Annotated in this window: 21 protein-coding genes; 10 read left to right on the top strand and 11 right to left on the bottom strand. The window is 67.2% G+C overall.

Going from position 1 to position 23,819, the window contains the following annotated elements; all coding sequences use genetic code 11:
- Positions 1-8 precede the first annotated feature (8 nt).
- From ACIGJG_RS22370 to ACIGJG_RS22355, 4 genes are all read left to right on the top strand, one after another.
- Complete coding sequence (locus tag ACIGJG_RS22370) at positions 9-989, top strand: tripartite tricarboxylate transporter substrate binding protein (RefSeq protein WP_011301412.1); 981 nt, start codon at positions 9-11, stop codon at positions 987-989.
- The gene (locus tag ACIGJG_RS22365; protein WP_483673940.1) at positions 883-1,908 is read left to right on the top strand and encodes a Bug family tripartite tricarboxylate transporter substrate binding protein; all 1,026 of its coding nucleotides are present in this window, start codon (positions 883-885) and stop codon (positions 1,906-1,908) included. Before ACIGJG_RS22370 ends, ACIGJG_RS22365 begins: the two co-directional genes overlap by 107 nt.
- 99 nt (positions 1,909-2,007) lie before the next feature.
- The gene (locus ACIGJG_RS22360; protein WP_011301414.1) at positions 2,008-3,345 is read left to right on the top strand and encodes an MFS transporter; all 1,338 of its coding nucleotides are present in this window, start codon (positions 2,008-2,010) and stop codon (positions 3,343-3,345) included.
- Positions 3,346-3,432: 87 nt separating this feature from the next.
- On the top strand, positions 3,433-3,900 hold the full coding sequence (locus ACIGJG_RS22355; protein WP_140950692.1) for a hypothetical protein: 468 nt from the start codon (positions 3,433-3,435) through the stop codon (positions 3,898-3,900).
- Between the two features lie 50 nt (positions 3,901-3,950).
- On the opposite strand, the gene ACIGJG_RS22350 is transcribed toward ACIGJG_RS22355, so the two are convergent.
- The 4 genes from ACIGJG_RS22350 to ACIGJG_RS22335 all read right to left on the bottom strand — a co-directional run bounded on the left by ACIGJG_RS22350 (position 3,951) and on the right by ACIGJG_RS22335 (position 8,899).
- Complete coding sequence (locus tag ACIGJG_RS22350) at positions 3,951-5,048, bottom strand: CaiB/BaiF CoA transferase family protein (protein ID WP_483673939.1); 1,098 nt, start codon at positions 5,046-5,048, stop codon at positions 3,951-3,953.
- 18 nt (positions 5,049-5,066) lie between these two features.
- Positions 5,067-6,062: a tripartite tricarboxylate transporter substrate-binding protein gene (locus tag ACIGJG_RS22345; protein ID WP_011301417.1), complete on the bottom strand. Its 996-nt coding sequence runs from the start codon at positions 6,060-6,062 to the stop codon at positions 5,067-5,069.
- A 79-nt stretch (positions 6,063-6,141) separates the two neighbouring features.
- A complete protein-coding gene (locus ACIGJG_RS22340; protein ID WP_011301418.1) occupies positions 6,142-7,317 on the bottom strand; it encodes an acyl-CoA dehydrogenase family protein in 1,176 nt (391 codons plus the stop codon).
- Between the two features lie 28 nt (positions 7,318-7,345).
- The gene (locus ACIGJG_RS22335) at positions 7,346-8,899 is read right to left on the bottom strand and encodes an acyl-CoA synthetase (protein ID WP_483673938.1); all 1,554 of its coding nucleotides are present in this window, start codon (positions 8,897-8,899) and stop codon (positions 7,346-7,348) included.
- Positions 8,900-8,998: 99 nt separating this feature from the next.
- On the opposite strand from ACIGJG_RS22335, the gene ACIGJG_RS22330 reads away from it, so the two are divergent.
- Together ACIGJG_RS22330 and ACIGJG_RS22325 are read left to right on the top strand one after the other, a co-directional pair.
- On the top strand, positions 8,999-9,889 hold the full coding sequence (locus ACIGJG_RS22330) for a LysR family transcriptional regulator (RefSeq protein WP_011301420.1): 891 nt from the start codon (positions 8,999-9,001) through the stop codon (positions 9,887-9,889).
- Positions 9,890-10,059: 170 nt separating this feature from the next.
- Positions 10,060-10,908 carry an IclR family transcriptional regulator domain-containing protein gene (locus ACIGJG_RS22325; RefSeq protein ID WP_011301421.1) on the top strand — a complete coding sequence of 283 codons (849 nt, stop codon included), beginning with the start codon at positions 10,060-10,062 and terminating at the stop codon, positions 10,906-10,908.
- 46 nt (positions 10,909-10,954) lie between these two features.
- Here the strand turns inward: ACIGJG_RS22325 and ACIGJG_RS22320 are convergent, their stop codons facing one another.
- The 4 genes from ACIGJG_RS22320 to ACIGJG_RS22305 form a co-directional block, all read right to left on the bottom strand.
- Positions 10,955-11,737: a flagellar brake protein gene (locus tag ACIGJG_RS22320; RefSeq protein WP_041680621.1), complete on the bottom strand. Its 783-nt coding sequence runs from the start codon at positions 11,735-11,737 to the stop codon at positions 10,955-10,957.
- A 229-nt stretch (positions 11,738-11,966) separates the two neighbouring features.
- The gene (gene thpR, locus ACIGJG_RS22315; RefSeq protein ID WP_011301423.1) at positions 11,967-12,548 is read right to left on the bottom strand and encodes an RNA 2',3'-cyclic phosphodiesterase; all 582 of its coding nucleotides are present in this window, start codon (positions 12,546-12,548) and stop codon (positions 11,967-11,969) included.
- A gap of 7 nt (positions 12,549-12,555) precedes the next feature.
- Entirely contained in the window at positions 12,556-13,089 is a 534-nt protein-coding gene (locus ACIGJG_RS22310; RefSeq protein ID WP_011301424.1) for a methylated-DNA--[protein]-cysteine S-methyltransferase, read from the bottom strand.
- The gene (locus ACIGJG_RS22305; RefSeq protein WP_011301425.1) at positions 13,086-14,615 is read right to left on the bottom strand and encodes a DNA-3-methyladenine glycosylase 2 family protein; all 1,530 of its coding nucleotides are present in this window, start codon (positions 14,613-14,615) and stop codon (positions 13,086-13,088) included. Before ACIGJG_RS22305 ends, ACIGJG_RS22310 begins: the two co-directional genes overlap by 4 nt.
- 144 nt (positions 14,616-14,759) lie before the next feature.
- Here ACIGJG_RS22305 and ACIGJG_RS22300 point away from each other — a divergent pair, with 144 nt between their 5' ends.
- Positions 14,760-17,588 carry a M16 family metallopeptidase gene (locus tag ACIGJG_RS22300; protein ID WP_483673937.1) on the top strand — a complete coding sequence of 943 codons (2,829 nt, stop codon included), beginning with the start codon at positions 14,760-14,762 and terminating at the stop codon, positions 17,586-17,588.
- Positions 17,589-17,741: 153 nt separating this feature from the next.
- Positions 17,742-18,119: a hypothetical protein gene (locus tag ACIGJG_RS22295; RefSeq protein ID WP_041680317.1), complete on the top strand. Its 378-nt coding sequence runs from the start codon at positions 17,742-17,744 to the stop codon at positions 18,117-18,119.
- A gap of 93 nt (positions 18,120-18,212) precedes the next feature.
- Here the strand turns inward: ACIGJG_RS22295 and ACIGJG_RS22290 are convergent, their stop codons facing one another.
- The 3 genes from ACIGJG_RS22290 to ACIGJG_RS22280 all read right to left on the bottom strand — a co-directional run bounded on the left by ACIGJG_RS22290 (position 18,213) and on the right by ACIGJG_RS22280 (position 21,809).
- A complete protein-coding gene (locus ACIGJG_RS22290) occupies positions 18,213-18,761 on the bottom strand; it encodes a hypothetical protein (protein WP_483673936.1) in 549 nt (182 codons plus the stop codon).
- Complete coding sequence (locus ACIGJG_RS22285; RefSeq protein ID WP_011301429.1) at positions 18,761-19,918, bottom strand: acyl-CoA dehydrogenase family protein; 1,158 nt, start codon at positions 19,916-19,918, stop codon at positions 18,761-18,763. The genes ACIGJG_RS22290 and ACIGJG_RS22285 overlap by 1 nt, the downstream gene beginning before the upstream one ends.
- Positions 19,919-20,027: 109 nt before the next feature.
- Complete coding sequence (locus tag ACIGJG_RS22280; protein WP_011301430.1) at positions 20,028-21,809, bottom strand: OPT/YSL family transporter; 1,782 nt, start codon at positions 21,807-21,809, stop codon at positions 20,028-20,030.
- Between the two features lie 138 nt (positions 21,810-21,947).
- Here ACIGJG_RS22280 and ACIGJG_RS22275 point away from each other — a divergent pair, with 138 nt between their 5' ends.
- Positions 21,948-23,645, top strand: a complete 1,698-nt coding sequence (locus tag ACIGJG_RS22275; RefSeq protein ID WP_483673935.1) for an FAD-dependent oxidoreductase — start codon at positions 21,948-21,950, stop codon at positions 23,643-23,645.
- Positions 23,635-23,808 carry a hypothetical protein gene (locus tag ACIGJG_RS22270; RefSeq protein WP_166487106.1) on the top strand — a complete coding sequence of 58 codons (174 nt, stop codon included), beginning with the start codon at positions 23,635-23,637 and terminating at the stop codon, positions 23,806-23,808. Before ACIGJG_RS22275 ends, ACIGJG_RS22270 begins: the two co-directional genes overlap by 11 nt.
- Positions 23,809-23,819 lie beyond the last annotated feature (11 nt).

The following is a 23,819-nucleotide window of genomic DNA, read 5'->3' as shown; positions in this document are numbered from 1 at the left end:
GACAAGCCATGAAATCCGTACTGCACCGCGTGGGTCATGCCCTGGGCGCCATTGCCCTCGTTGCGGGTGCCACCAGCGCCCTGGCGCAAGGCGGTTACCCGAATCGCCCCGTGCGCATCATCGTGCCGTGGCCGGCCGGTGGCGGCGTCGATACCGTCACGCGCACCGTGGCCGAGAAGATGACGGCGAGCCTGGGCCAGCAGTTCGTAATCGACAACCGGCCGGGCGCCACCGGCAACATCGGCGCCGGCATGGGCGCCAAGGCCGCGCCGGACGGCTACACGCTGCTGGTCGCCAGCGCGCCGATGGCCATCAACGCCAGCCTGCAGAAGAACCTGCCGTTCGACTTCGGGAAGGACTTCGCGCCGCTGGGACTGATGGCCAGCTCGCCGTACATGCTGGTCGTCAACCCGTCGGTGGCCGGCTCGGTCAAGGACCTGGTGGCCCGTGCCAAGTCCGAGCCCGGCAAGCTCAGCTATGCCTCGGTCGGCCCCGGCACGCAGCAGAACGTGGTCAGCGAGGTCTTCAAGGAGATGGCCCGCGTCGATATCGTCCACGCGCCCTACAAGGGTGGCCCGCAAGCGCTGACCGACATGGTGGGCGGGCACATCCACATGATGTTCCATGGCGTGCCTGCGGTGATGCCGTTCGTGAAGGGCGGCCAACTCAAGGGCATCGCGGTGGCCAGCAAGCAGCGCCTGCCGCTGTTCCCGGACATCCCGACCATGGCGGAGGCCGGGTACCCGGGCATCGAGGCGAGCGAGTGGTATGGGCTGGTGGCGCCAGCAGGCACGCCGAAGGACATCGTAGCGCTGCTCGGCAAGGAGATCGAAAAAGCGCTGAATGCGCCCGGCGTGCGCCAGCAGCTGGCCAGCAAGGGCTATGAACCGGCCGCGGCCGGTTCGCCGGCCCAGTTCGCGACCTTCATGGCCGCCGAACAGAAGAAATGGGCGCTGGCCATCAAGCAGACCGGCTTCCGCCTGGAATGACGCAGTAAAGCAAGCAGTAACGCAAGAAGTAAAGGAGAGTGGTTGTGAAATCCCAGACGCAAGGCAAGCAGAAGATGCTGGGCGCGATCGGGCTGGCCGTGATGATGACGGGGGCCTGGGCACAGGGTTCGTACCCGAATCACCCCGTGAAACTACCGGTGCGGCCGGCAATATCGGCGCGGCAGCGGCAGCAAAGGCGGCGCCGGACGGATACACCCTGCTGGTGGCGACCACCCCGACGATCATCAACCGCAGCCTGTCCGCCAACGCCACCGTGGACCTGTCGCGCGAGTTCGCGCCCATTGGACAACTGGTCAGCCTGAACTACGTCATGGTCGTCAATCCGGCCGTGGCAACTTCAGTGCGCGATCTGGTGGCGAAGATCAAAGCACAACCGGGGCGTTACAGCTATGCCTCTTCGGGACCGGGCACGCAGCTTCACCTGATCGGCGAATCGTTCAAGCGGCAGGCCGGCGTGGACATCGTGCATGCGCCCTACAAAGGCGCGCCGCCGGCGCTGGCCGACGTGGTCGGCGGCCATGTGCAGCTGATGTTCCCGGGCCTGCCGGTAGCCGAGCCGCTGCTGCGCTCCGGACAGCTCAAGGCGCTCGCGGTGGTGAGCAAGCAGCGGCTGCCGCAGTTGCCCGATGTGCCGACGCTTGCCGAGGCCGGCGTGCCGGGCATCGATACCACTGAATGGTACGGTCTGGTCGCGCCCGCCGGTACGCCGCCGCAAATCATCGCCAGGCTGAGCCAGGCGCTGACAAGTGCGGTAGGCAAACCAGCGGTACGCGAGCGGCTGACCAGCCAGGGCTTCGAGCCCGTAGGCAGCACGCCGCAGGCGTTCGCCAGCCTCATCGAAGCGGAACAGAAGGTATGGCCGCTCGCCGTCAGGCGCGCGGGACTCAAACCCGAATAGCGCAGGCGCCGCCTGAGGCGGCGTCGCATTCAGATTCAGACGTCAACAACGCGGCAGCCACACATGGATAACCGGTCTGCCGCGCCCAGGAGACTTGCAATGCCTCTCGACCCGACCACCATGGTGGCGCCCGCGCACCCGCCGGTATCCGGCCAGCAAGCGGACCACCCGGACCAGAAGAAACCGATGTCGAAGGCGTCGGCCATCACGGCGATCACCATCGGCGGCGCGCTGGAACTGTATGACTCCGGCGTGTACAACTTCTTTGCCACGCTGATCATTCCGCTCTACTTTCCGGTGGGCAATCCGCTGGGCCAGCTGCTGCTGTCCTTCGGCACGTTTGGCGCGGGCTACCTGATGCGCCCGCTCGGCGGCCTCGTGATCGGCGCCTACGCCGACCGCTATGGCCGCAAGCCGGCGGTGCTGCTGTCGATGTGGCTGATGGGGCTCAGCGCGCTGATCCTTGTCGTGACGCCGCCCTATGCGCAGTTCGGCATCATGGCGCCGATCCTGATGATCGTCGCGCGCCTCGTCCAGGGCTTCGCGATCGGCGGAGAAATGGGCTCCGCCACCGCAATGCTGATGGAGTATGCGGACGAACGTTCGCGCGGCTTCTACACCAGCTGGCAGACCGCCAGCCAGGGCATTGCCGCGGTCTTCGCCGCGCTGGTTGCGCTCGCGCTCAGCCATACGCTGAGTCCGGACGCCCTGGAACACTGGGGCTGGCGCGTGGCCTTCCTGATCGGCATCCTCGTCATTCCTGTCGGCCAGGTCATCCGCCGCCGGCTGGAAGAAACGCTGGAGGCCCCGGCTCGCAAGAAGGCCGCGGCCGGCGGCTGGCAGCTGATGCGCGCGCACTGGCGCGAACTCGTGGCCAGCGTGCTGCTGATGACCGGCCTGGCTGCCGCCGTGCACCTGATTGCGTACTACCTGCCCAACTACGCTTCGTTCCAGCTCAACATCCCGCGCGGCGACGCGGTGTGGGCCGGCTTTGTCGCGGCAGGCATGATGGTGATCTTCGGGCCCATTGCAGGCTTGCTGAGCGACCGGGTCGGGCGCCGCACCATGGTGTGGTGGTCGCGCATCGCGCTGCTGGTGATGGCCTATCCGGCCTTCGTGCTGATCAACACCTTCCCGTCGCTGACTTGCCTGCTGGTAGTGGTCGGGTGCCTGGCCATCCCGATGGCGATGACGTCGCCCGCCACGCTGGTGCTGGTCAGCGAGGTGCTGCCCCAGCGCCTGCGCGCGACCGGCATGGCGGTGACCTACTACGTGGCCATCGCGGTGTTCGGCGGCTTTGCACAGCTGTTCTCGACCGTGCTGATCCACGTGACGGGCAGCCCCAATGCGCCGGCGTTCTACCTGATCGGCTGCGGGCTGGTGTCGCTGATCGGGCTGCGGATGGTGCCGGAGACGCTGGGCCGGCGGCTCTCGTAGTCGCATGCCGGCGCCCTTCACCGGGGCGCCGGTAAAATCGCGGCTTTGAACGCCGGGCAGCCTGCCCGGTACGCGCCGGAGCCGTACGTGCCCTTTATCCTGCTTGGCCTGGCCCTGATCGGGGCCCTGATCTACGGGCTGGTCCGTCTCTACCATGCCGTCGCCGACGCAGCCGGCACCCCTGCCGGTGGCGGCGCTGTCGCGCTTGCCATCGCGCTGCTGGCCGCTTTGATTGCCGATGGCGTGCGGCGCTGGCGCGCCATCCACGGTGTACGCAGGCAGGGCGAACGCATCCTGTCTGTCGGCGGCACGTGGGGCAGCCTGCGCATCGACGCGGACCGCAAGCTCGGCACGGTAGTGCTTGGCGACGTGCAATCACGCTTCATCTTCGCCGACATCGCGGGCGCCGAGCCGGTCACCGATGCGGGCACGTGGGCGTTGGCCCTGCGGCTCGAGCACAATGCCCGGCCGCTCTGGCAGATCCCCATGCCCACACGCACGCATGCGCGGCGGTGGGCGAAGATTCTCGCGCTCGCGGCGCAGCAGAAGCTCTGACGACGCTGACGAGGCCTCCGCGTGGTCAGCTCGATCAGCGTCGCCGGTCGTCAGCCGCCAGCGCCACCCAGCGGCGGCACCGTGTCATCACCATCCGGCAGACCCAGCGAGAACTTCACCGGAAACCGCAGCGCGATCGCGTCCTCATCAGGCAGATGACGAACTGTGCCGCGTGCCTTGATGTGCGGATCGTCAAACAGCTCGCGTGCGCCGAGCGCAGGCGAGAACGGCACATCGACCGCGGCAAACGTGTCCGTCCACTCGGCGAGCGTGCGCGACCTGAAAATCTCCTGCAACAGGCCATGCACTTCGGCCTTGTGCTGCTGCCGGCCCGGCCGTTGTGCAAAGCGCGGATCGCGCAATGCGGGGAAGGTCTCGCCAAGGGCTTCGCCCAGGTTCCCCCAGAACTTGTTTTCCAGGATGCCAAGCGCGAGGTGGCGGCCATCGCGCGTTTCGAACAGGTCGTTGTCCGGCATCACCATTGGCGCATCGGCAGGCCTCTCTTCGTAGCCGCGCGCGGCCCATGCGCCGTGCGCGGTCCACGACAGGATCGCATCGTGGATCGATACGTCGAGATGCTGGCCGTGGCCGTTCTCACGCGCGCTCATGATGGCCACCGCCAGCGACAGTGCCGCATAGCCCGATGCCGCGTAGTCCGAGATACGCGCACGCGGCCGCGATACCTTGTCGTGCACCTGCACCGGCACCGACCAGTAGCCGGCGAGCGCCAGGTAGTTGAGGTCATGGCCGGCATGGTCCGCGTACGGACCTTCCTGCCCGAAGCCGGAGACCGAGCACAGCACGATGGCCGGGTTGACCGCGGCCAGCGCCTCGTAGTCGAGTCCAAGCCGCCGCATCACGCCCGGGCGGAAACCTTCCACCACCGCATCCGCATCGCGCACCAGCGCAAGGAAGGCCTCGCGGCCGTGCGCCGACTTCAGGTCGAGCGCCACGGACTGCTTGCCACGATTGAACTGCGCAAATACCGCCTTGCCCAGCTGGCGCGAGGTGTCGCCCGTGCCCGGCTGCTCCACCTTGATCACGTCCGCGCCAAGCTGCATCAGCAGGCTGGTGGCATGCGGTCCAGGCAGTAACTGGCTGACGTCGATGATCTTCACGTCCCTGAGGCAGGACCACTCTGGTTTCATCGCAACGCTCCGCAAGATTTAGCCGACATCGGCAAGCATGCCGATCGAACGCATCAGCGCGCCGTAGCGGGCGTTATCGGCGGCGACCATGTCGCGGAACTGGGCCGGGGAGGCACTGCGCCGCAGTTCACCGGCATTGGCCTTGATCTGCGCGTCCATGCGGCCGCTCGCCTGCACTTCGGTGACGGCGGCAAACAATCTCTGCGTCAGTGCCGGCGGGAAATTTGCGGGCGCGAACAGGCCGCCCCAGTTGTCGATCACAAACCCCGGCGGCAAGACCTCGGCGAGCGTCGGCACATCGGGGAAGTACGGCGAGCGCGATGACGACGAGACCGCCAATGCGCGCACCTGTCCGTTGCGCACGTACTGCGTGGCCGTGGCGAGCACTGGCATGCCGAACTGGGTCTGGTGGCTCAGCATGGCGGACACGATTTCCGGCGCGCCCTTGTACGGGATGTGGACGGCTTCGCAGCCGGTCTGGTGCAGCAGCGCTTCGACCGCCAGATGGGCGATGCTGCCCTTGCCGCCAGAGCCGTAGTTGAGCTTGCCAGGCGCCTTCTTCATCGCCTGGATCAGTTCGCCGGCCGTGCGGTACGGCGAATCGGCCGGCACCACCAGTGCGGTGGGGCCACCCGAGATCGCGGTGATCGGCGTGAAGTCGCGCGCCGCATCATACGGCGCATTACGGTACATGTGCACGTTGATCACGTGCGTATTGGCCAGCAGGCCCAGCGTGTAGCCGTCGGGCGCCGCACGCTTGAGCGCGCCGGCACCGATGATGCCGCCCGCGCCGGGCATGTTCTCCACGACCAGCGGCTGTCCGAGCCGGGCGCCCAGCTCCGACGACAGCATCCGCGCCGAGTTGTCGGGCGAGCTGCCCGCCACGAACGGAACGATCAGGCGGATCGGGCGGGTAGGATAGGCGGCGGATGCCGGTGCGGCGGCGCGCGCCGGGGCCAGCATTGCGCTGACCGCGGCGGCACCTGTGGTGGCAAGCCATTGTCGGCGGTTCATGGTTGTCTCCGTGGCTGGCGGGCAGTGTCCTGCACCGCCTATTGTCTGGGTATGTCGTTGCCGTGCCGTGGGCGGGCGGCTATTTCGTCGCAGGTTCGAGAATCGCCTTGGCGATGGTATTGCGCTGGATCTCGCTGGTGCCCGTGAACACGCGGAACATGCGCAGTTTGCGGAAGGCCTGCTCCACCGGATGGCCGCGCGTGACGCCCACGTTGCCGTGGATCTGCACGGCCTTGTCCGCGACCTCGAAGCAGCGCTCCGAAACGAACAGCTTGCACGCCGCCGCCTTCATGCGCAGGTCCGCGCCGGCGTCGGCCAGCGCGGCCGTCTGCGCGATCATGCTCTCGCACGCCCACAGCGCCGCTGCCATGTCGGCCAGCATGTGCTGGATGGCCTGGAAGCGCGCGATCGGGCCACCGAACTGGCGCCGCTTGCCCGCGTATTCCAGCGACGACCGGTAAGCGCTGGTTGCAAGTCCGAGCATGGACGGGCAATGCAGCAGCCGGTTGACGTTGATGCGCGACATGCCCAGCTTGAAGCCATTGCCCTCGCCGCCGAGGATGTTGGCGCGCGGCACGCGCACGTTGTCGAAAGCGATATCGGCATCGATATGCTGGCCCGACATCGGCACGTAGGCCTGCGTGACGGTCACGCCCGGCAGGTCCAGGTCCACCAGCACGGCGCTGATCGCGGGCGGCGATACGGTCGCATCGGTGACGCACATGACGATGGCGAAGCTCGCGAACGGCGCGCCGCTGATGTAGTGCTTGCTGCCGTTGACGACGAGCGTGTCGCCATCGGCCACTGCGGTCGTGGCAATGCTCTGGGCGTCGGAGCCCGAATGCGTCTCGGTGAGCGCGAAGCAGGTCGACTTCTCGCCGCGGATCACCGGCAGGAAGTAGCGGTCGAGCTGCTCCGGGGTCGCGTACTTGAGCATATTGCCCACGCGCGGCGGCCCCCCCAGGTCGCCGAGCACGTGCGGCGCCAGCACGCAGCCGCTCGCCGCAAGGTCCGCCTTGAGCGCGCATTGCTCGGCAATATTCAGGCCCTTGCCGCCGAGCGCCACCGGCAGGCAGGCGGCGTAGAGGCCAAGCTCGCTGGAGCGGCGCCACACGTTGCGCAGCGTTTCGACCGGCCACGGGTCTTCCGAGCCCAGGCCCAGTTCGCGTTCGAGCGGCCGCAGTTCTTCGTCGATAAAGCGCCGGACGGCGGCACGCGTCTCGGTCAACAGCGGATTGGTCAGGTATTCGAACATGGTGGCTTCCTCGGCTTTCTCGGCTTTATCAATTCACGCGGCGCGATGCGCCCTGCCAGTACGGCTCGCGCACCAGCTTGCGGGCCAGCTTGCCGCTGGCGTTCTTGGGCAGTTCGTCGACGAAGTCCACCGAGCGCGGCGACTTGTAGTCGGCAATCCGTTCGCGGCAATGCGCGATCAGCGACTGGGCGCTGGCCTGCCGGCCCGGGCGCAGCGTGACGACAGCCTTGACGCTTTCGCCCCAGGTCTCGTCGGGCACGCTGATCACGCACGCCTCCAGCACGTCGGGGTGCTGGTACAGCGTGGCTTCGACCTCGGTCGGATAGACGTTGAAGCCGCCGGAAATGATCATGTCCTTCTTGCGGTCCACCATGTACAGGTACCCCTGCGCGTCGACGCGCGCCATGTCGCCGGTGCGCAGCCAGCCATTGACAAGCACCTCCTGCGTCAGCGCCGGCTCGCCCCAGTAGCCCTGGAACACGTCCTCGCCACGGATCACCAGTTCGCCGATCTCGCCGACGGCCACCTCGCGGCCCTGTTCATCGACCACGCGCACCTCGGTCTCGCCGAGCGCGCGGCCACATGAGGCCAGCCGCTCGGGGTACGAGGCGATGGCTTGCGCATGATCGGCCGTAGACAGGCGCGTGACGCCCGAGGTGGACTCGCTCGCGCCGTAGCCCTGCGACAGGATGGGACCGATGCGCTCCCACGCTTCACGGATGCGTGCCGGCGCCATCGGCGCAGCGCCATAGGCGAGCGTCCTCAGGCTGCTCAGGTCCGCACTGGCCAGCGAGGGTTCGGCCAGCAGCATGTTGATCATGGCCGGGACCATGAACACGTGCGTGATGCGCAGGCGCGCCACCTCGGCCAGGAAATCGGCCGGCTCGAATTTCTCGAACAGCACCAGCGTGGCGCCGCAGTACAGGTAAGGCTGCATCAGCATGCCGGACGCGTGCGTGACGGGCCCGATCAGCGCCAGCCGGTCACCGGGCCGTGGCGGGCTGTCCATGCCCATCAGCATCTTGCGCAGCGCTGCCAGGCGGTTGCCGTAGCTCTGCATGGCGGCCTTGATCTTGCCGGTCGAGCCGGACGAGAAATGCAGCACGGCGAGATCGCCGGGCGCGGGGGTGATCTCGGGCAATTCGGTGCTGGCTTCAGCCAGGAGCGCTTCATAGGCTGCATAGCCGGGCGCATCCTTGCCGATAGAGACGAACGTTTCCACCGACCCGAAGCCGCGCGTGGCCGGCGAATAGCCGGCGTAGCCCGGCCCGGCGATCAGCACGCGCGGCTGGCAGTTTTCCACCACGTCGGACGCCTCGGGCGCAGTAAAGCGCGGGTTGAGCGCCGCCTTGACCAGGCCCGCCTTGTACAGCGCGCATTCGATTTCCACCAGTTCCGGCCGGTTGCGCGACTGCACCGCCACGCGGTCGCCCTGGCGCAGCCCCATCGCGAGCAGCGCGTTGGCGAGCCGCGTCGAGCGCTCGTCGAGCTCGCGGTAGGTCAGGACCTGATCGCGATAGAGGACGGCCGGCAGGTCGCCCCAGTAGCGCGCGGCGCGGCGCAGGAAATATGCAAAGCCCATCGGCGTCTCCATGCTGTATGTCTGGTGGAGTCTGTAAGATGAGCGACATCACCACAATGCAGGCTTGGCTATAAAGTCATAACCAACAGGAATGCTGGCATGGAGACACGGGATATCGAATACATCCTGGCCGTGGAGCGGTGCTGCGGCATCGGCCGAGCGGCGGAGTCGCTGGGCATCACCCAGCCGGCGCTGACCAAGGCGGTGCAGCGCGTCGAGGCGCAGGTTGGCGTGCCGCTGTTCGAGCGCACGGCCAATGGCATGAGCACCACGCAAGCGGGTCGGCACTTTATCGAGCGCGCGCGCCGCATCCAGCTCGAATACGAGGATGCGCTCAAGGAGATGCAGGGGATCCGCACCGGCGAGTTGGGCGTGCTGCGGCTCGGATACTCGCCGTCGCTGCCCAATTCGATCGTGCTGGACGCCTGCCGCAGGCTGTTGAAGGAGCGCCCGGTGGCCCGTCTGCGTCTGCGCCGCCGCCTGGCGCGCGACCTGATGGACCTGCTCACGGCCGGCGAACTGGACCTTGCCGTAGCGCCCGTACCGAGGCAGGCCACCGACATCCTGGCCATTGAAGAGCTGTTCGACGACCGCCTCGTGGTGGTGGCCGATGAAGCTCATCCGCTGCAGCAGCGGCGCAACCTGCGCCTGGCCGACCTGTGCGGCCAGGAATGGCTGCTGCCGGAGGGCCATATCGTGCTGCGCCAGCAGGTCGACGAGGCCTTCCGCCGGCAAGGGCTGCCGCCGCCGGCGATGCGGGTGGAAGTGGACTTCGGCACCGCATCGCTTTTTGGGCTGATCCGTGGCACGCCCATGCTGAGCGTATCGAGCGGCCACGCCGAGGCCGGGCTGCCGGGCCTGAAGCCGCTCGACGTGGGGCTGGACGAACTCGACTTGCGGCGGCGCATCGGCGTGGTGACGCGCGCCGGCGCCTACCTGTCGCCGCTGGCGCAACGCATGGCCGCGCTGCTGCGCGAACAGGTCGGGTGACCGACTGAGCGGACTGCCGGGAATGGGCCTTACCTCCAAGCTGGCAGAGTCGCTTTCGGCGCTGAAACACCGGGTGTACAGGGCGTCTTTGCCCCAGTGCTCCAAAACCACTGGCCCGCGGCGCCGACTCCGTTTAAGATTGCGCGATTATCGAACAAAGCAAATCAAAGATGGAGACCACCCGCCCCCTTGGTATCGGCCAGGCCCAGGCCGATACCGTCCGCGTTGCCTATCCCCAGTCTGATCTGCTCAGCAGTTTCTCCGGCGACCCGAACTTCATGCTGTCGCTGGCACGCGGCCTGACCGTGCTGGAGGCGTTTTCCGAGCGCAAGCGCCCGCTGACGATCTCGCAAGTGGCGCAGCGCACGCAGTTGTCGCGCGCGTCGGTGCGCCGCTGCCTGTACACGCTGGAGCAGCTCGGCTACGTCAGCCAGCAGGACGGGCAGTTCGCGCTGCGCCCGCGCGTGCTGCACCTCGGGCACGCGTATTTCTCGTCGACGTCGATGGTTTCGCTGTCACAGCCGATCCTGGACAACCTGAGCGCGCGCATCCACGAGACCTGCACGCTGGCCATCCTGGACGGCACCGACATCCTCTATCTCGTGCGTTCGGAAGTGCAGCGCGTGGTCAATTACTCGCTCGGCATGGGCAGCCGGCTACCGGCCTATTGCACGTCGAACGGGCGCCTGCTGCTGGCGCACCAGCCGGCGTCGGTGCTCGACGGTTTCTTCGAGCATGCCGACCTGCGGCCGCGCACGCTACAAACCAAGGTATCGCGCCAGGAACTCGAAGCATGCTTCGAGCGCGCCCGCGAACTCGACTACGTGGTCGTCGATGAAGAACTCGAACCGGGCCTGCGCGCCATGGCGGTGCCGGTGCGTTCGGCCGCGGGCATCGTGCTGGCCGGCATCAGCGTGAGCGTGCGTGCGGCCAAGGTGACGGAAGCGGAAATGGTGTCGCGCCTGCTGCCGCCGATGCGCGAAGCGGCCGCGGCCATTGGCCGCCTGATCACGTCCTGATCGTACGTCCTGACCGCGCCGCGGTTCGCTGAGGCAGCTTGCGGCCTCAGCCGCGGTGCGCGAGTTCCAGCGCAAACACCAGGCGCTGCAGAAAATTCTCTATGCGTCCGTCCGGGTTCACGAACGCGCAGCCATAGTGGTGGATCGCGCTGTCGTCGTTGCCGACCAGCCAGTGGCCGACGATCTGGAGATCGATGTCGAGCTTGCCCAGCTCGCGGAAATCCAGGCGGCAGCGGCTCACCATCGTGCCCACGGGCAGGCGGTCTTCGCCAACCGTCTTCGAACGCAGGCCGACACCGGACAGCGACAGGTCGGCAATGTCGAGCGACAGCACGCTGTTGTCCGGGTTGCGGACTTCGCAGCGGTAGCCCTTGGTCACCAGCGTGCGGGCGCGGAAATGCCGGCGGCGCTGGAAGTGGTAAAGCTTCTCGGGAAACTCGGCGGTAAAGGCCGGACGGTCGTCGTGGCGCGTGGCCGCCGGACGGCCGACCACGAAGTTGACCGGCACGCCGCGCAGCAAACCCGAAAACGCGTTCTCGTCCGACGTCATCAGCGACTGGCGTTCGGCATCAGCGTTGCACCAGTCGAAGATAAACGTCCGGTTGACCGGATCCATGTGCAGGATCGACGTCACGAACTGATGGCCGGTGCGCGTGCGCACGGTGATCAGGCACTTCTGCCAGGACAGGTCGCGCAGCACCGTGCCGATCTGCGACGTATGGGTCAGCCGATAGCGCTCGTCCGGCTGCGCAGCGCCTGGCCCCTCATCGATATCGTCTCGCTGGCCGTCGCCGGCTTGGGTGGACTCGGGAAATTCTTGGAGGCTCATGGAATCAGGCAACATCAGGATGGCAGCGCACCGCGCGCATTCACGTTCAGGGGGCGGCGCGGCAGAAACGGCATGCGGCCGAGCGCCGCATATTAAGGGGACGCTGCGCTCGACGGCAAGACTCATGGGATGGGCTTCGGCAATCTGTGGCAAAACTTGAGCACAGACTTTCGGGGGGTAGCGTTCACGCCGCTTTCGCGCAGCGGCGCGCGGTTTTTGTCACGCTGCGTCACGCAGAAACGGGTACGCTCGCCGTCGCAGGAGGAGTATCCGGTGCCATGAGCGGCCACGACCCGATCTCGGCATGCGTCGCGCCTTGCCGCTCCAGGCGGCTTTCGTACAGCACGAAGCGCCGCGCGTGCCACGGCGGCACGGCCATGTCGCGATGATTGGCCAGCCATTCGCGTTGCAGCACTTCCGGCGCCGTGGGGCGACAGCGCGCAAGAGTCAGGTGCGGGCGAAACCGCCGCGGCTCCGGCGCGATACCGACGGACTGCAGCGCGGCGGTGATGGCCACATACAGCGCATCGAGCTCAGGGCACGGCGCCATGCCTGCCCACAGCACGCTGCCCTGCCGGCCGCGAAAGCGGCCGACGCCAGCCACGTTCAGCGTGAAGTCCGCCGCACGGACGGCGTCGAGCGCGGCGCGGATGCGCTCGGTCTGCTCCGCGTCGCACTCCCCGAGAAAGCGCAAGGTCAGGTGCACCTGCCCGGTCGGTGCAGCGCGGATGCCGCTGGCTGTCGGCACGCTCTTCACCAGCCGCGCCGCTATCTCAGGCGGCGCGTCGACGGCGATGAACAGGCGTGCCACGCCGGACCTACACGAAGGCGAGAGCGGACTGCTGCATGATCGGCAGACGCGCTGCGGCAGCGTGGCCCTCGAGCCGGAGCAGCGCGCGCTTGCGATCGGTGCCGCCGGCATAGCCGGTCAGGTCGCCGGCCGCGCCAAGCACGCGATGGCACGGCACGATCACCGAAACGGGATTGCGTCCCACCGCGCCGCCGACCGCGCGCGCGTGCCCCGGCGGCAGCCCAAGCTGTCCGGCGAGATCGCCATAGGACAACGTCTCGCCGAACGGGATCGCACGCAGCGCCTCCCACACGCGCCTCTGGAAGTCCGTGCCAACGAGGCGCATGGGCACCGAGAAGGCTTCGAGTAATCCATCGAAATACGCGGCAATCTGTCTGGCGGTCTCGTCGAAGATGCGTGCGGCGCTTTCCGGCACCACGCTGGACACTGCCGCGGCCGGATAGTACTTCTGCCCCTCGAAATAAACGCCCGTCAGGAAGCTGTCCTGCACACGCAACAGCATGGCGCCGAGCGGGCTGTCGATCTGGCGGTAGCTGATCATGTCGTCACCTCGATATCGGAATGGCTGGCAATTATGTCGGGCAAAGGTATCACTGCGCCGTCACCTTGCGTTTTCATCGCTTCATAGCGATGCCACAAGTGGATGGCCGCATAGGCGCGCCATGGTGCCCACTGCGCCGTACGCGCCTGCATGGCCCGTACGGTGTTCACGCCGAGTACCTTGCGCAACGCGTAGTCGGTCCCCGGGAACGCGTCAGGCCAGCCCAATGCGCGCATCGCGACGTACTGCGCAGTCCAGTCGCCGATCCCGTCAATCTCGCACAGCGCCGCCACGGTCTGCTCGGGCGGCATGTGCTGCTCCAGCGGAAGCGCACCGCTGGCAACGCGTTGCGCAAGTGCGCGCAGTGTACGCAGCTTGCCCGGTGACACGCCGGCGGCAACCATGTCTGCATCCGGCAATGCTGCCAGCGCAGCGGCGGATGGAAAGCCATGTTGCAGCGGCGCGCATCCGTCGATCGGCATGGCGGGCGCCGGCAGGGCATCGCCTGCGGTCTGTCCGAGCCGCGCCAGGATGCGCCGCGCCTGCACCACCGAGATCACCTGGCCGATCACGGCGCGCACGGCGATCTCGAACCCGTCGACACTGCCCGGCAGCCGCATGCCCGGCACATCGCTGGCCAGCTCACCAAGGTGGCGGTCGACAATATCGGGCCGGCAGCCAAGGTCGCAAAGCCGGCGCACCTTGCCCAGCGCTTGCGGAATCACGCGCGCGAGCGACGCCGACAATGTGACGCGCAACACGAGCCGCCCCGGCACATGATCAAGGCGCACCCAGCCGCGATGCGTGGTGCCGCCGCTCTCGACCGACAGCGTGCGCGCATACGCGCCATCGCGCACTTGCTCGATGCCATCGACCGCGCGCACCGCCAGAAAGCCCAGCAGCGCCTCCCATGCGAGCGGCGGCCGGTAGCCGAGTTCGAACACCAGCCGGTCAGCCACGCCGTCCGACGCGCGCTTGCGCAATGCCATGGGCGTGAGGCCATAGCGCGTGCGCAGCACGTCGTTGAAGCGCCGCACGCTGCCAAAACCAGCGGCCAGCGCCACTTCGGTGACGGGCAGCGCGGTATCGGTCAGCAGCCGCTTGGCCAGCAGCAGGCGCTGCGTCTGCACGTACTCGAGCACCGAGACACCAAACTGCGCGGTGAACAGTCGATGCAGATGGCGTTCGGTCACGCCGATGCGTGCGGCAAGCGCAGCCACGCCGGCATCGGCCATGAAGCCTTCGTCGATCAGCGTTGCGGCAGCTTGCGCGAGGCGGCCCGAGATATCGGCCAGCCCATGGCCGGGCGCGAGTTCCGGGCGGCAGCGTAGGCAGGGGCGAAAGCCGTGTTTCTCCGCCGCCGCGGCGCTTTCGTAGAACGTGCAGTTCTCGCGCTTCGGGGTACGCACCGCGCACACGGGCCGGCAGTAGATGCCCGTGGACGACACGCCGACGAAGAAGCGGCCATCGAAGCGCCGGTCATGCGAGGCCACGGCCTTGTAGCAGGTGTCGGGATCGAGTTCCATGCGTGCATGCTACCGCGTCAGGCACCCAGGCACCCGCTGGATTCGGACATTCCCCTGTGGCCTTCGACCGTGCCATGGGGCACAGTTACGGCAATGGACTACGGCTAGAATCACCAGCCTGCGATGTTGTTTCCCGGAGATTCCATGCGTCCTGCCAAACCGCTTCCGCTGACCTGCTCGCTCGCTATGACGGGCCTGTTGTGGCTTGGGCTGCCAGGCGGCGCTTCCGCCGCGCCGGCCAGCACGGCGCAGGCGGCGGCGAGCGCGGTCCAGGTCACCTCTGTCGAGGGCATCACCGAGTATCGGCTGCCCAACGGGTTACGTATCGTGCTGGCGCCGGACGCGGCCAAGCCCACCACCACGGTCAACATGACCTACCTGGTCGGCAGCCGCCAGGAGAACTACGGCGAAACCGGCATGGCGCATCTGCTCGAACACCTGCTGTTCAAGGGCACGCCGACGCTGCCGGGCAAGACCATCCCGACGGAGTTCGCGCAACGCGGCATGTCGTCCAACGGCACCACGGCGCAGGACCGCACCAACTACTTCGAGACCTTCACCGCGAGCGACGACAACCTCGACTGGGCGTTGCGCATGGAGGCCGACCGCATGGTCAACAGCTTCGTCTCGCGCGCCGATCTCGACAGCGAGATGACGGTGGTACGCAACGAGATGGAGATGGGCGAGAACAGCCCCGGCCGCATGCTGATCCAGCAGATGATGGCCGCTTCCTACCGCTGGCACAACTACGGCAAGGCACCCATCGGCGCGCGCAGCGACGTGGAGCAGGTCAGCATCGACAACCTGCGTGCGTTCTACCGTCGCTACTACCAGCCCGACAATGCGGTGCTCGTGATCGCCGGCAAGTTCGACCCGGCGTGGACGCTTGCACGCATCGAGCACTATTTTGGATCCATTGCACGTCCCACGCGCGTGCTGCCGCCCGAGCACACCGTGGAGCCGCCGCAGGAAGGCGCGCGCGAACTGGTCGTAAAGCGGCCCGGCGACAGTGGACTCGTAGCCGCGCAGTACCACGTCAGCCCGGGCGCGCACCCGGACACCACGGCGCTCGCGATGCTGACGATCATCCTCGGCGACACGCCGGGCGGGCGGCTGTACAAGGCGCTGGTGGAGCAGAAGAAGGCGACCTCGGTCGGCACATCGTTCAGTGCAATGAAGGATCCCGGCACCTTGCTCTTCATGGCCGAAACCGCGAAGGACCAGGCGATGTCGCCCGCGCGCGCGGCGCTTATCACGCAGGTCGAAGGCTTCGCCGATGCGCCGGTGACACAGGAAGAGCTAGAACGCGCGCGCGTGCGCATGCGCAATGCGTACGAGCACTACATGAACGATCCCGGCGCGCTTGGCATTGCGCTGTCGGAAGCCATTGCCAAGGGCGACTGGCGCCTGTTCCTGATTGCGCGCGACCGCATCGAGACCGTGACGCTCGAAGATGTGCAGCGCGTCGCGCTCAACTACTTCCAGGCGTCGAACCGCACGGTCGGACTGTTCGTACCCGAGGACAAGCCGCAACGCGCGCAGGTCCCCAGGGCACCGGACGTGGCGCAGCTCGTGCGTGGCTACCAGGGCAAGCCGGCGCTGGCGGCAGTCGCCGAATTTGATCCTAGCCCGGCCAATATCGAAGCGCACACGCGGCGCGAGACGCTGGCCAATGGCATGAAGCTCGCGCTGCTGCCCAAGCCCACGCGCGGCGGCGTGGTCAACGGCACGCTGATCTTGCGCATGGGCGACGTGCAAAGCCTGCAGGGCCTGACGACCGTCGGCAGTCTTGCCGCATCGATGCTCAGGCGCGGCGCCGGCAACATGGATCGCATGCAGATTTCCGATCGCATCGAGGCCTTGCGCGCACGGGTATCGATTTCCGGCGGCTCGGAGCGCGTCGCGGTGAGCTTCGAGACCCGGCGCGAGCAACTGCCCGCGCTACTCGCGCTGTTGCGTGACGTGCTGCGCGCGCCGACCTTCCCCGAAGCGGAATTCGAAACACTGCGCAGCACGACCATCTCCGATATAGAAAGCGTGCGGCGGCAGCCGGGCGTGATGGCCTCCGACGCGCTTGGCCGCCATGGCGACCCCTACCCGGTCGGCGACCCGCGCCACGCGCAAACGTTTGATGAAAGCATCGCCGCACTCCAGGCCGCCACACTCGCGCAGGTGCGGGATTTCCACGCACGTTTCTACGGTACAGAAAACGCGCAACTGAGCCTCGTCGGCGACTTCGATGCCGATGCGGCTGTCACCCAGGCCGGCGAGCTGTTTGGCGACTGGCGCGCGCAGCAATCCTTCGCGCGCGTGGACAGGCCTTTCGTGCCGATCACGCCCGCGGACTTCACGCTGGCCACGCCGGGCAAGGCCAATGCGGTCTACCTGGCCGCAGAGCCGATCGACCTGACCAACGACGCCCCCGACTTCGCGCTGATGCTGATTGCCAACCGCGTGTTCGGCGGCGGCTCGCTGCGCAGCCGCCTGGCTGACCGGCTGCGCCAGAAGGAAGGGCTCAGCTACGGCGCATCGAGCTGGGTCAATGTGGGCGCGCTCGACCGCGCCGGCCGCTTCGGCCTGCAGGCGCAATATGCACCGCAGAACCTCGAACGCGTGCAGCGCGCCGTCGCAGACGAACTCGAGCGCTTCGTGCGTGAAGGCGTCAGCAAGGCGGAGTTGTCCGAAGCCGTCAGCGGCATCCTGCAGCAGGGCATCGTCAGCCGCAGCAGCGACGGCGCACTGGCGGGCGCGCTGGCCAACCAGCTCTATCTGGGCCGCACCATGGCCTATACCGAGGACCTCGAAGCGCGCCTGCGTGCAGCCACGCCCGACGCGGTCAACGCGGCGATCCGCAGATACGTGATCCCGAGCGGGCTGTCGCAGGTCTATGCTGGCGATTTCAGTGCCGCGGCGGCGGCGGCAGGGGCCATGGATGGGGCCGCATCCGGCGAAGCGCCCGCCGCGCGTCCGTAGTATTGTCACGCAAGCGTCATGCAAGCGAAAAGGACGCGGCCCAGAATGAGCCAACGCGCCGGCTTCCGCGGGCGCCATCCCACGGCGCGCCCCTTGCCGTGCCCTGGTGTTGACTGTATATTCGTACAGTATAAGTAGAGACAAGAGGTGTGGATGTCAATCGTGCGGGCTGGCAGCAAGGCGGAAGCGCTCCGGCTTCTCGCTGCGGAAGGAGTGCTGGCGCTGGAGCTGGACTACGAGACCGGATGGCAGGACGCCGTCGAACTCGGCAGGCTCGGGGAAAAGCGCGGGATCAAGGTTCAGTATCGCGGCCAGGAAAGCGTCGCCGTGCGCTCGCGCGAAGCGCTGATCGAAGGCCTGGCCAAGGTCAAGACCACGTTCAGGCAGCGCAACCTGTATTGCCAGTTCGATCTGGGCACGCTGACGGACCATGAACTGCTCGACCTGGAAGCCAAGGCCACGCGGCTTGGCGACTACATCCTCGCGGGGCATCTGCTGCGAGACGTGGACAGCGTCTGGCCTGCCGAGTAGGCCGAATAGGGCGCCACTCACAGAATCGAATTCCCCCCGAAAACAAACATGCCGCCAATCGGCGGCATGCTTCGTTCACGTGTTTCCGGATACTCAGTGCCAGACGCGCGCGGCATTGGCCCAGCGCGCGGCCGCCGATTGCGCCATCGCGCTGGCGGTCGCCTCTTGGGCGGTCCCCCCACACGCGGCGGGCACCGGTTTCATGGCGGTGTGCCACAACACCGCCGACACCAGCGTCTGGCAGTGGCGACGTTCGCTGTGGGCGAGCGCCAGCAGGCGATCATAGCCATCGATCACAATCAGCCGGTCCCCGGCCTGCGGGCGCATTTCCAGCGCATACAGGTGGTCGCATTCGCAATGCATGTGCCCGCCACTCACGGCCACCACGATCGCACCGGGCAACGCGATGCCACTGCCATGTACGTCTTCACGCAGGCGTTCCAGGTGAGCATGCGCGCGCGGATCACGCGCTGCCGCCAGTTCCCCTGGCATGGCGCTGAGCGCCAGCAACTCGGCCGGCGACACGGCCAGCGTGTAGGCCGGGAACTCCGGCCGGTAGGTAGCCACCACGGCACGCAGGCGGTGCACGCCGCGGCTCTCCGGAAGACTGCCCTTATCGCGCCCTGCTGCCGAGGCCGCCATCAGTCGCGCAGCAGATGCTTGGCGATGATGACCTGCTGGATCTGCGTGGTGCCTTCATACAGGCGCAGCAGACGCACATCGCGGTAGAAGCGTTCTGCCTTGTATTCGGCGATATAGCCGGCGCCGCCGTGAATCTGCACCGCGCGGTCCGCAATGCGGCCCACCATTTCGGTACAGAACATCTTGGTGCACGAGGCCAGCATGCTGACTTCAGGGTCGCTCTTGCCGGCCGGCTTGGCGTCATAGCGCTGCGCGCAGTCGCGCATCATCGACAGACCCGCGTACAACTCGGCCTGGCTGTCGGCCAGCATGCCCTGAATCAGCTGGAAGTCGCCGATCGGCTTGCCGAACTGTTTGCGCTCCTTGGCATAGGCCACGGCATCGGTAATCAGGCGATGCGCCATGCCGCAGGCCAGCGCCGACAGGTGCAGGCGGCCGCGGTCGAGCACTTTCATGGCGGTCTTGAACCCCACGCCCGGTACGCCGCCGATGATATTGGCGGCCGGCACGCGCGCGTTCTCCAGCACGACGTCGCAGGTCTTGGTGCCGCGCTGGCCCATCTTCTTGTCCGGCTTGCCCAGCGAGATGCCCGGGGTATCGGCCGGCACGATGAACGACGAGATGCCCGACGCACCGGGCCCGCCCGTGCGCGCCATCAGCGTGAAGGCTCCCGCGCGCGGCGCATTGGTGATGAAGCGCTTGGTACCGTTGATGACGTAGTGGTCACCATCGAGTTCGGCCTTCGTCTGCAGCGAAGCCGCGTCGGAACCGGCGTTCGGCTCGGTCAGCGCGAACGAGATGATCAGCTCGCCGCTGGCGATCTTCGGCAGGTAGGCCTGCTTCTGCTCTTCAGTGCCATCCATCAGGATGCCCTGCGAACCGATGCCGACGTTGGTGCCGAACACCGAACGGAACGCGAATGCGGTGTGGCCGAGGTCGTACACCACGTCGCATTCCTGCGACATCGACAGGCCGATACCGCCGTAGTTTTCGGGGATGGAGATGCCGAACAGGCCCATTTCCTTCATGTCGGCGACGATGTCGGCCGGCACGTCGTCAAGCTCTTCGAGCGTGTCTTCGGCCGGCTTCAGGCGTTCGTCGATGAAACGCTGCACCGACGCGCGCAGCAGGGCAAAGGATTCTTGGTCAAGGGCCATGGCGTTTCTCCAGTCAAGCCAGTTCGACAGTCTTGGCGCAATGGTACGCGCGCCATCTGATTTGACAATCCATCCCACATTGGACAGAAGCGTCAATAAAATTTGACAGTCAGCCGCGTGTGACGGCCAACAGTCCTGCCATGCCGATGGCCAGCGCGGCCAGCGCGTCGCCGGCGATCATGCCGCCGCCAATCAGCGATGGGGTGCTCATGTCCTCTGGCAGGGAACGGCTTGGGCGACGCGCGCCGAATCCCTCGGTCAGGCCGGCCACGATGCCGCCGGCCGCCATCCATGCCGCGGCGGGCAGATTGACGAAGCCACCGAACGACGACGCATACGGCGAAGGCAGCAAGACGGCGTCCAGCGCGAAATCCAGCGCCCTGCCAGTTCGACCGGATTGAGCAAAACGCACGTAGCCGTCATGCGCGCGCAGCGCCTTGCGCAGCACTTCAGTCACCAGGCCAATCGCCACGCCGATGATGACGGCCAGATGCTGATAGCCGCGCGACTCGGCCAGTCCGCGCAGCACGCCAACGATCTTGTAGGTCATCGCCGAGGTCCAGCGCGCTGGCTGCTGGTCGGCCGTGAGCGTGGTCTGGTCCAGCGCCAGCACCGGATACGCCTGCATGAACAGCCGCGCGAGGGCGACTGCGAGCAGCGCCCCGACGATGATCCCCGCCACCTGATAGCCGAACTGCACCATGCGGCGGCTGCCAAGGCGCCAGCCCGTCGAGCGGTCCTGCTGCATGTCGCAGGCCTCGGCGGTGGACACCAGCAGCACCGTCGCGGCGATCAGGCCGACGTGCGGCGCACGCAGCCCTGCTGCCGCCATCAGGATCACGCACAGCACGAACGCCGACGAGATCGGGTTCTGGTCGACCATGCCGACCGAAATGCCGTTGACCAGCGCAAACACCACTACCAGCAGCACCGCCATCAACTGATAGCCGAGAGGCTGCCCGAACCAGGCCACCCCCGCCGCGACCACCGCCGCGCCCCACAGGAGCACCCATGCCACGACCCAGCGCATGCCAGGCCCGTCGACACGCGCGACCGCGGGCGCTGCACGGTCGCGCCACTGCCGCCATGCGCGCGCCGCCAGCAGCGAAACGTCCACCACCGCGGCGCCCACGATCATGCCGAGCGCGATCAGGAACGTGATCTTGCGGTATGGGTCGCCCGGCGCCAGCCAGCCGATCGAGACGAAGTACGGCGTCATCGCCCAGCCTGCGAGCCCGCCGGTCAGCGCGGCAATGCCGATGCGCGCGCTGACGATCATCCCCGCGCCGAAGGTCGATGCCGAGATATCGAGCGCGGCCAGCGGCGCGAGACGGGACAGCCACAATCCACTTGCAAGCCCCACCGCCATGCCGCCGCCCAACCGCGACACCGCGCGGCGTAGCAGCGGTGGATCGGTCAGCGCGCGCAGGATATTGGCGACCGCCAGGCCCGACGGAAACGTCAGCTGCATGCGGTCGACCAGCAGGGGCGTGTACAGCATGCCGACGCCGACGCCATACATGCCGATGCACAGCATGTACCCCATGAGTTGCCAAAGCGGCGGCTGCGCGAGCCCGAGCCAGCTCATCGCCTGGATCACCACCGCCATGCCGCCCATGCCGGCCACCGAGGCGGCCGCGGTCTGGATGTAGTTCGCGCCATGCCGGCCGGACGCGCCGTAGCCGCAGGTCACCACCGAGCCGAGTATGCCGGCCAGCACCTGCCCGCCCACGAAGAAGCCCAGCGAGAAGTTCATGTACGCCGCGGCAATCCCGCCCAGCGGGCCGAGCACCAGCATGCCCGCCGCGCCGAGCAGCACGTGGTATTGCCAGCTCCCGGGCGCGGGCAGCCAGTGCAGGCGAGGTGCGGCTTCAGACGGAACGGATGGCATGGCAGACACACAATGAGCCGGAGAAGTGCTTCCTGCAAAGCATAGGCGAGAGTATCGAACGCCGGGGTTTACGCTAGTTTCGTGCGCAACTATTATGTCGATATAGTTGCGCACACAACTACATTGCCGAGGTTGTCCATGACAGATCGTTCCGCCCCCGCCCCCGCCCCCGCCCCCGCCCCCGCCTCCGCTGCGCCACCCTTGCCGCCCGTCGCCGACGCGCGGCCATGGCCGTCCGAGGTTCCTGTGCTGATCGCCGGTGGTGGCCCGGTCGGCCTGGCGCTGAGCGCCCTGCTCGCGCGCCAGGGCATCGCCTCGCTCGTGATCGAAGCTGATGGCGGGTACTGCGCGGGCAGCCGTGCGATCTGCATGTCGCGCCGATCGCTGGAGATCCTCGGCTGGGTTGGCGCGGACCAGGCCACGGTCGACAAGGGCCTGCCGTGGGTCGGCGGGCGCAGCTACTACCGCGATGCCGAGGTGCTGCATTTCCGCATGCCGAGCGAACCCGGCGAACGCTTCGCGCCGATGGTCAACATCCAGCAGTACTACCTGGAAGCGTTCGCGCACGAGGCCGCGCTTGCATGCGGGCCGCTTGCCGATGTGCGCTTCAATGCGCGCGTCACCACCGTGCGCCACGATGCGAACGGCGTCAGCGTGAACGTCGAAACCGCGCAGGGCACGCAAGAGGTCCGCGCCCAGTGGCTCGTCGCCTGCGACGGCGGCCGCAGCACCGTGCGCGAACAGCTCGGCCTGCGCATGGAAGGCACGCAGTACGAAGGCCGCTATGTGATCGTCGACATCGTGCAGAAGACGCAGCGCGACGTGGAGCGGCTGGCGTGGTTCGATCCGCCGTCAAACCCGGGCTCAACCATTCTGATGCACCGCCAGCCCGACGACGTCTGGCGCATCGACTACCAGATCCGCGACGACGAGGACCCGGTCGAAGCCGTCAAGCCAGAGAACGTGCTGCCCCGCGTGCAGAGCCATCTCGACATGATCGGCGAGACCGAACCGTGGGTACCACTGTGGATCTCGATCTACAACGCCAAGTGCCTGACGCTCGATGCATACCGGCACGGGCGCGTGCTGTTTGCGGGCGACGCGGCACACCTGGTGCCGATCTTCGGTGTGCGCGGCCTCAACTCCGGCCTTGATGATGCGGGCAACCTGGCGTGGAAGCTTGCGTGGGTCCTCCAGGGCCGCGCCGATGCCAGCCTGCTCGACAGCTATTCCACGGAGCGCGTGCACGCCACGCGCCAGAACATCGCGTACGGTGCCAAGAGCACGGAGTTCATGGCACCGCCGAACTTCGCCTTCGAGCTGATGCGCCAGGCCACGCTGCGCCTGGCGCTCGATGAACCGGGCGTACGCTCGCTGATCAATCCGCGTCAGTCGGCGCCGATCGCGTATGCGGACTCGGCGCTGAATGGTCCGTCCGACTTCGGCGGCGAGTGCGCCGCTGCGGCGCCGGGCATGCCCGCGCCGGAAGCCCGCGTGGACCGCGGACACCTGACCGCCAGCTTCGGCCATCGCTTCACGCTGCTGTGGTTTGGCGATAGCGTACCGGGAGACATCGCCGCCATGGCGCAGGCGCATGCCGCTGGCGTGCAGTTGCTCGCCATAAATCCCGCTGGCAGTACGGCTCGGGAAGGGATGCTGGTCGATGTCGACGGGCAGGCCTTTCAGCGCTATGGCGCACAGCCTGGCACGTTGTACGTGATTCGTCCGGACGGCTATGTCCTGGCGCGCTGGCGCACGCCGCAACCGGATCAGATCCGCACCGTCCTCGCCCCTTTCCTGCAAACCCCTTCTGACGGAGCCCGCCATGCAAGCTGACGAACTCGATCTCGCCTACACCCGCCTGTGCGAAACCATGGCCCGGGTCGGCCGGGACAAGACGCCGCTGCTGCTGGCCATGGTGTGCCTCGGCCTGATGAGCCGACAGGACGCGCTGGCCCCCGTGCTCGCCCTGATCGAAACAGCCGAGGCACGGGTGTAAAGTTCCGGTTC

Source organism: Cupriavidus sp. C1SS-2L (assembly GCF_057073735.1).
The sequence above is the reverse complement of the archived record's forward strand: the minus strand, read 5'-3'. Positions and strand labels throughout refer to the sequence as shown.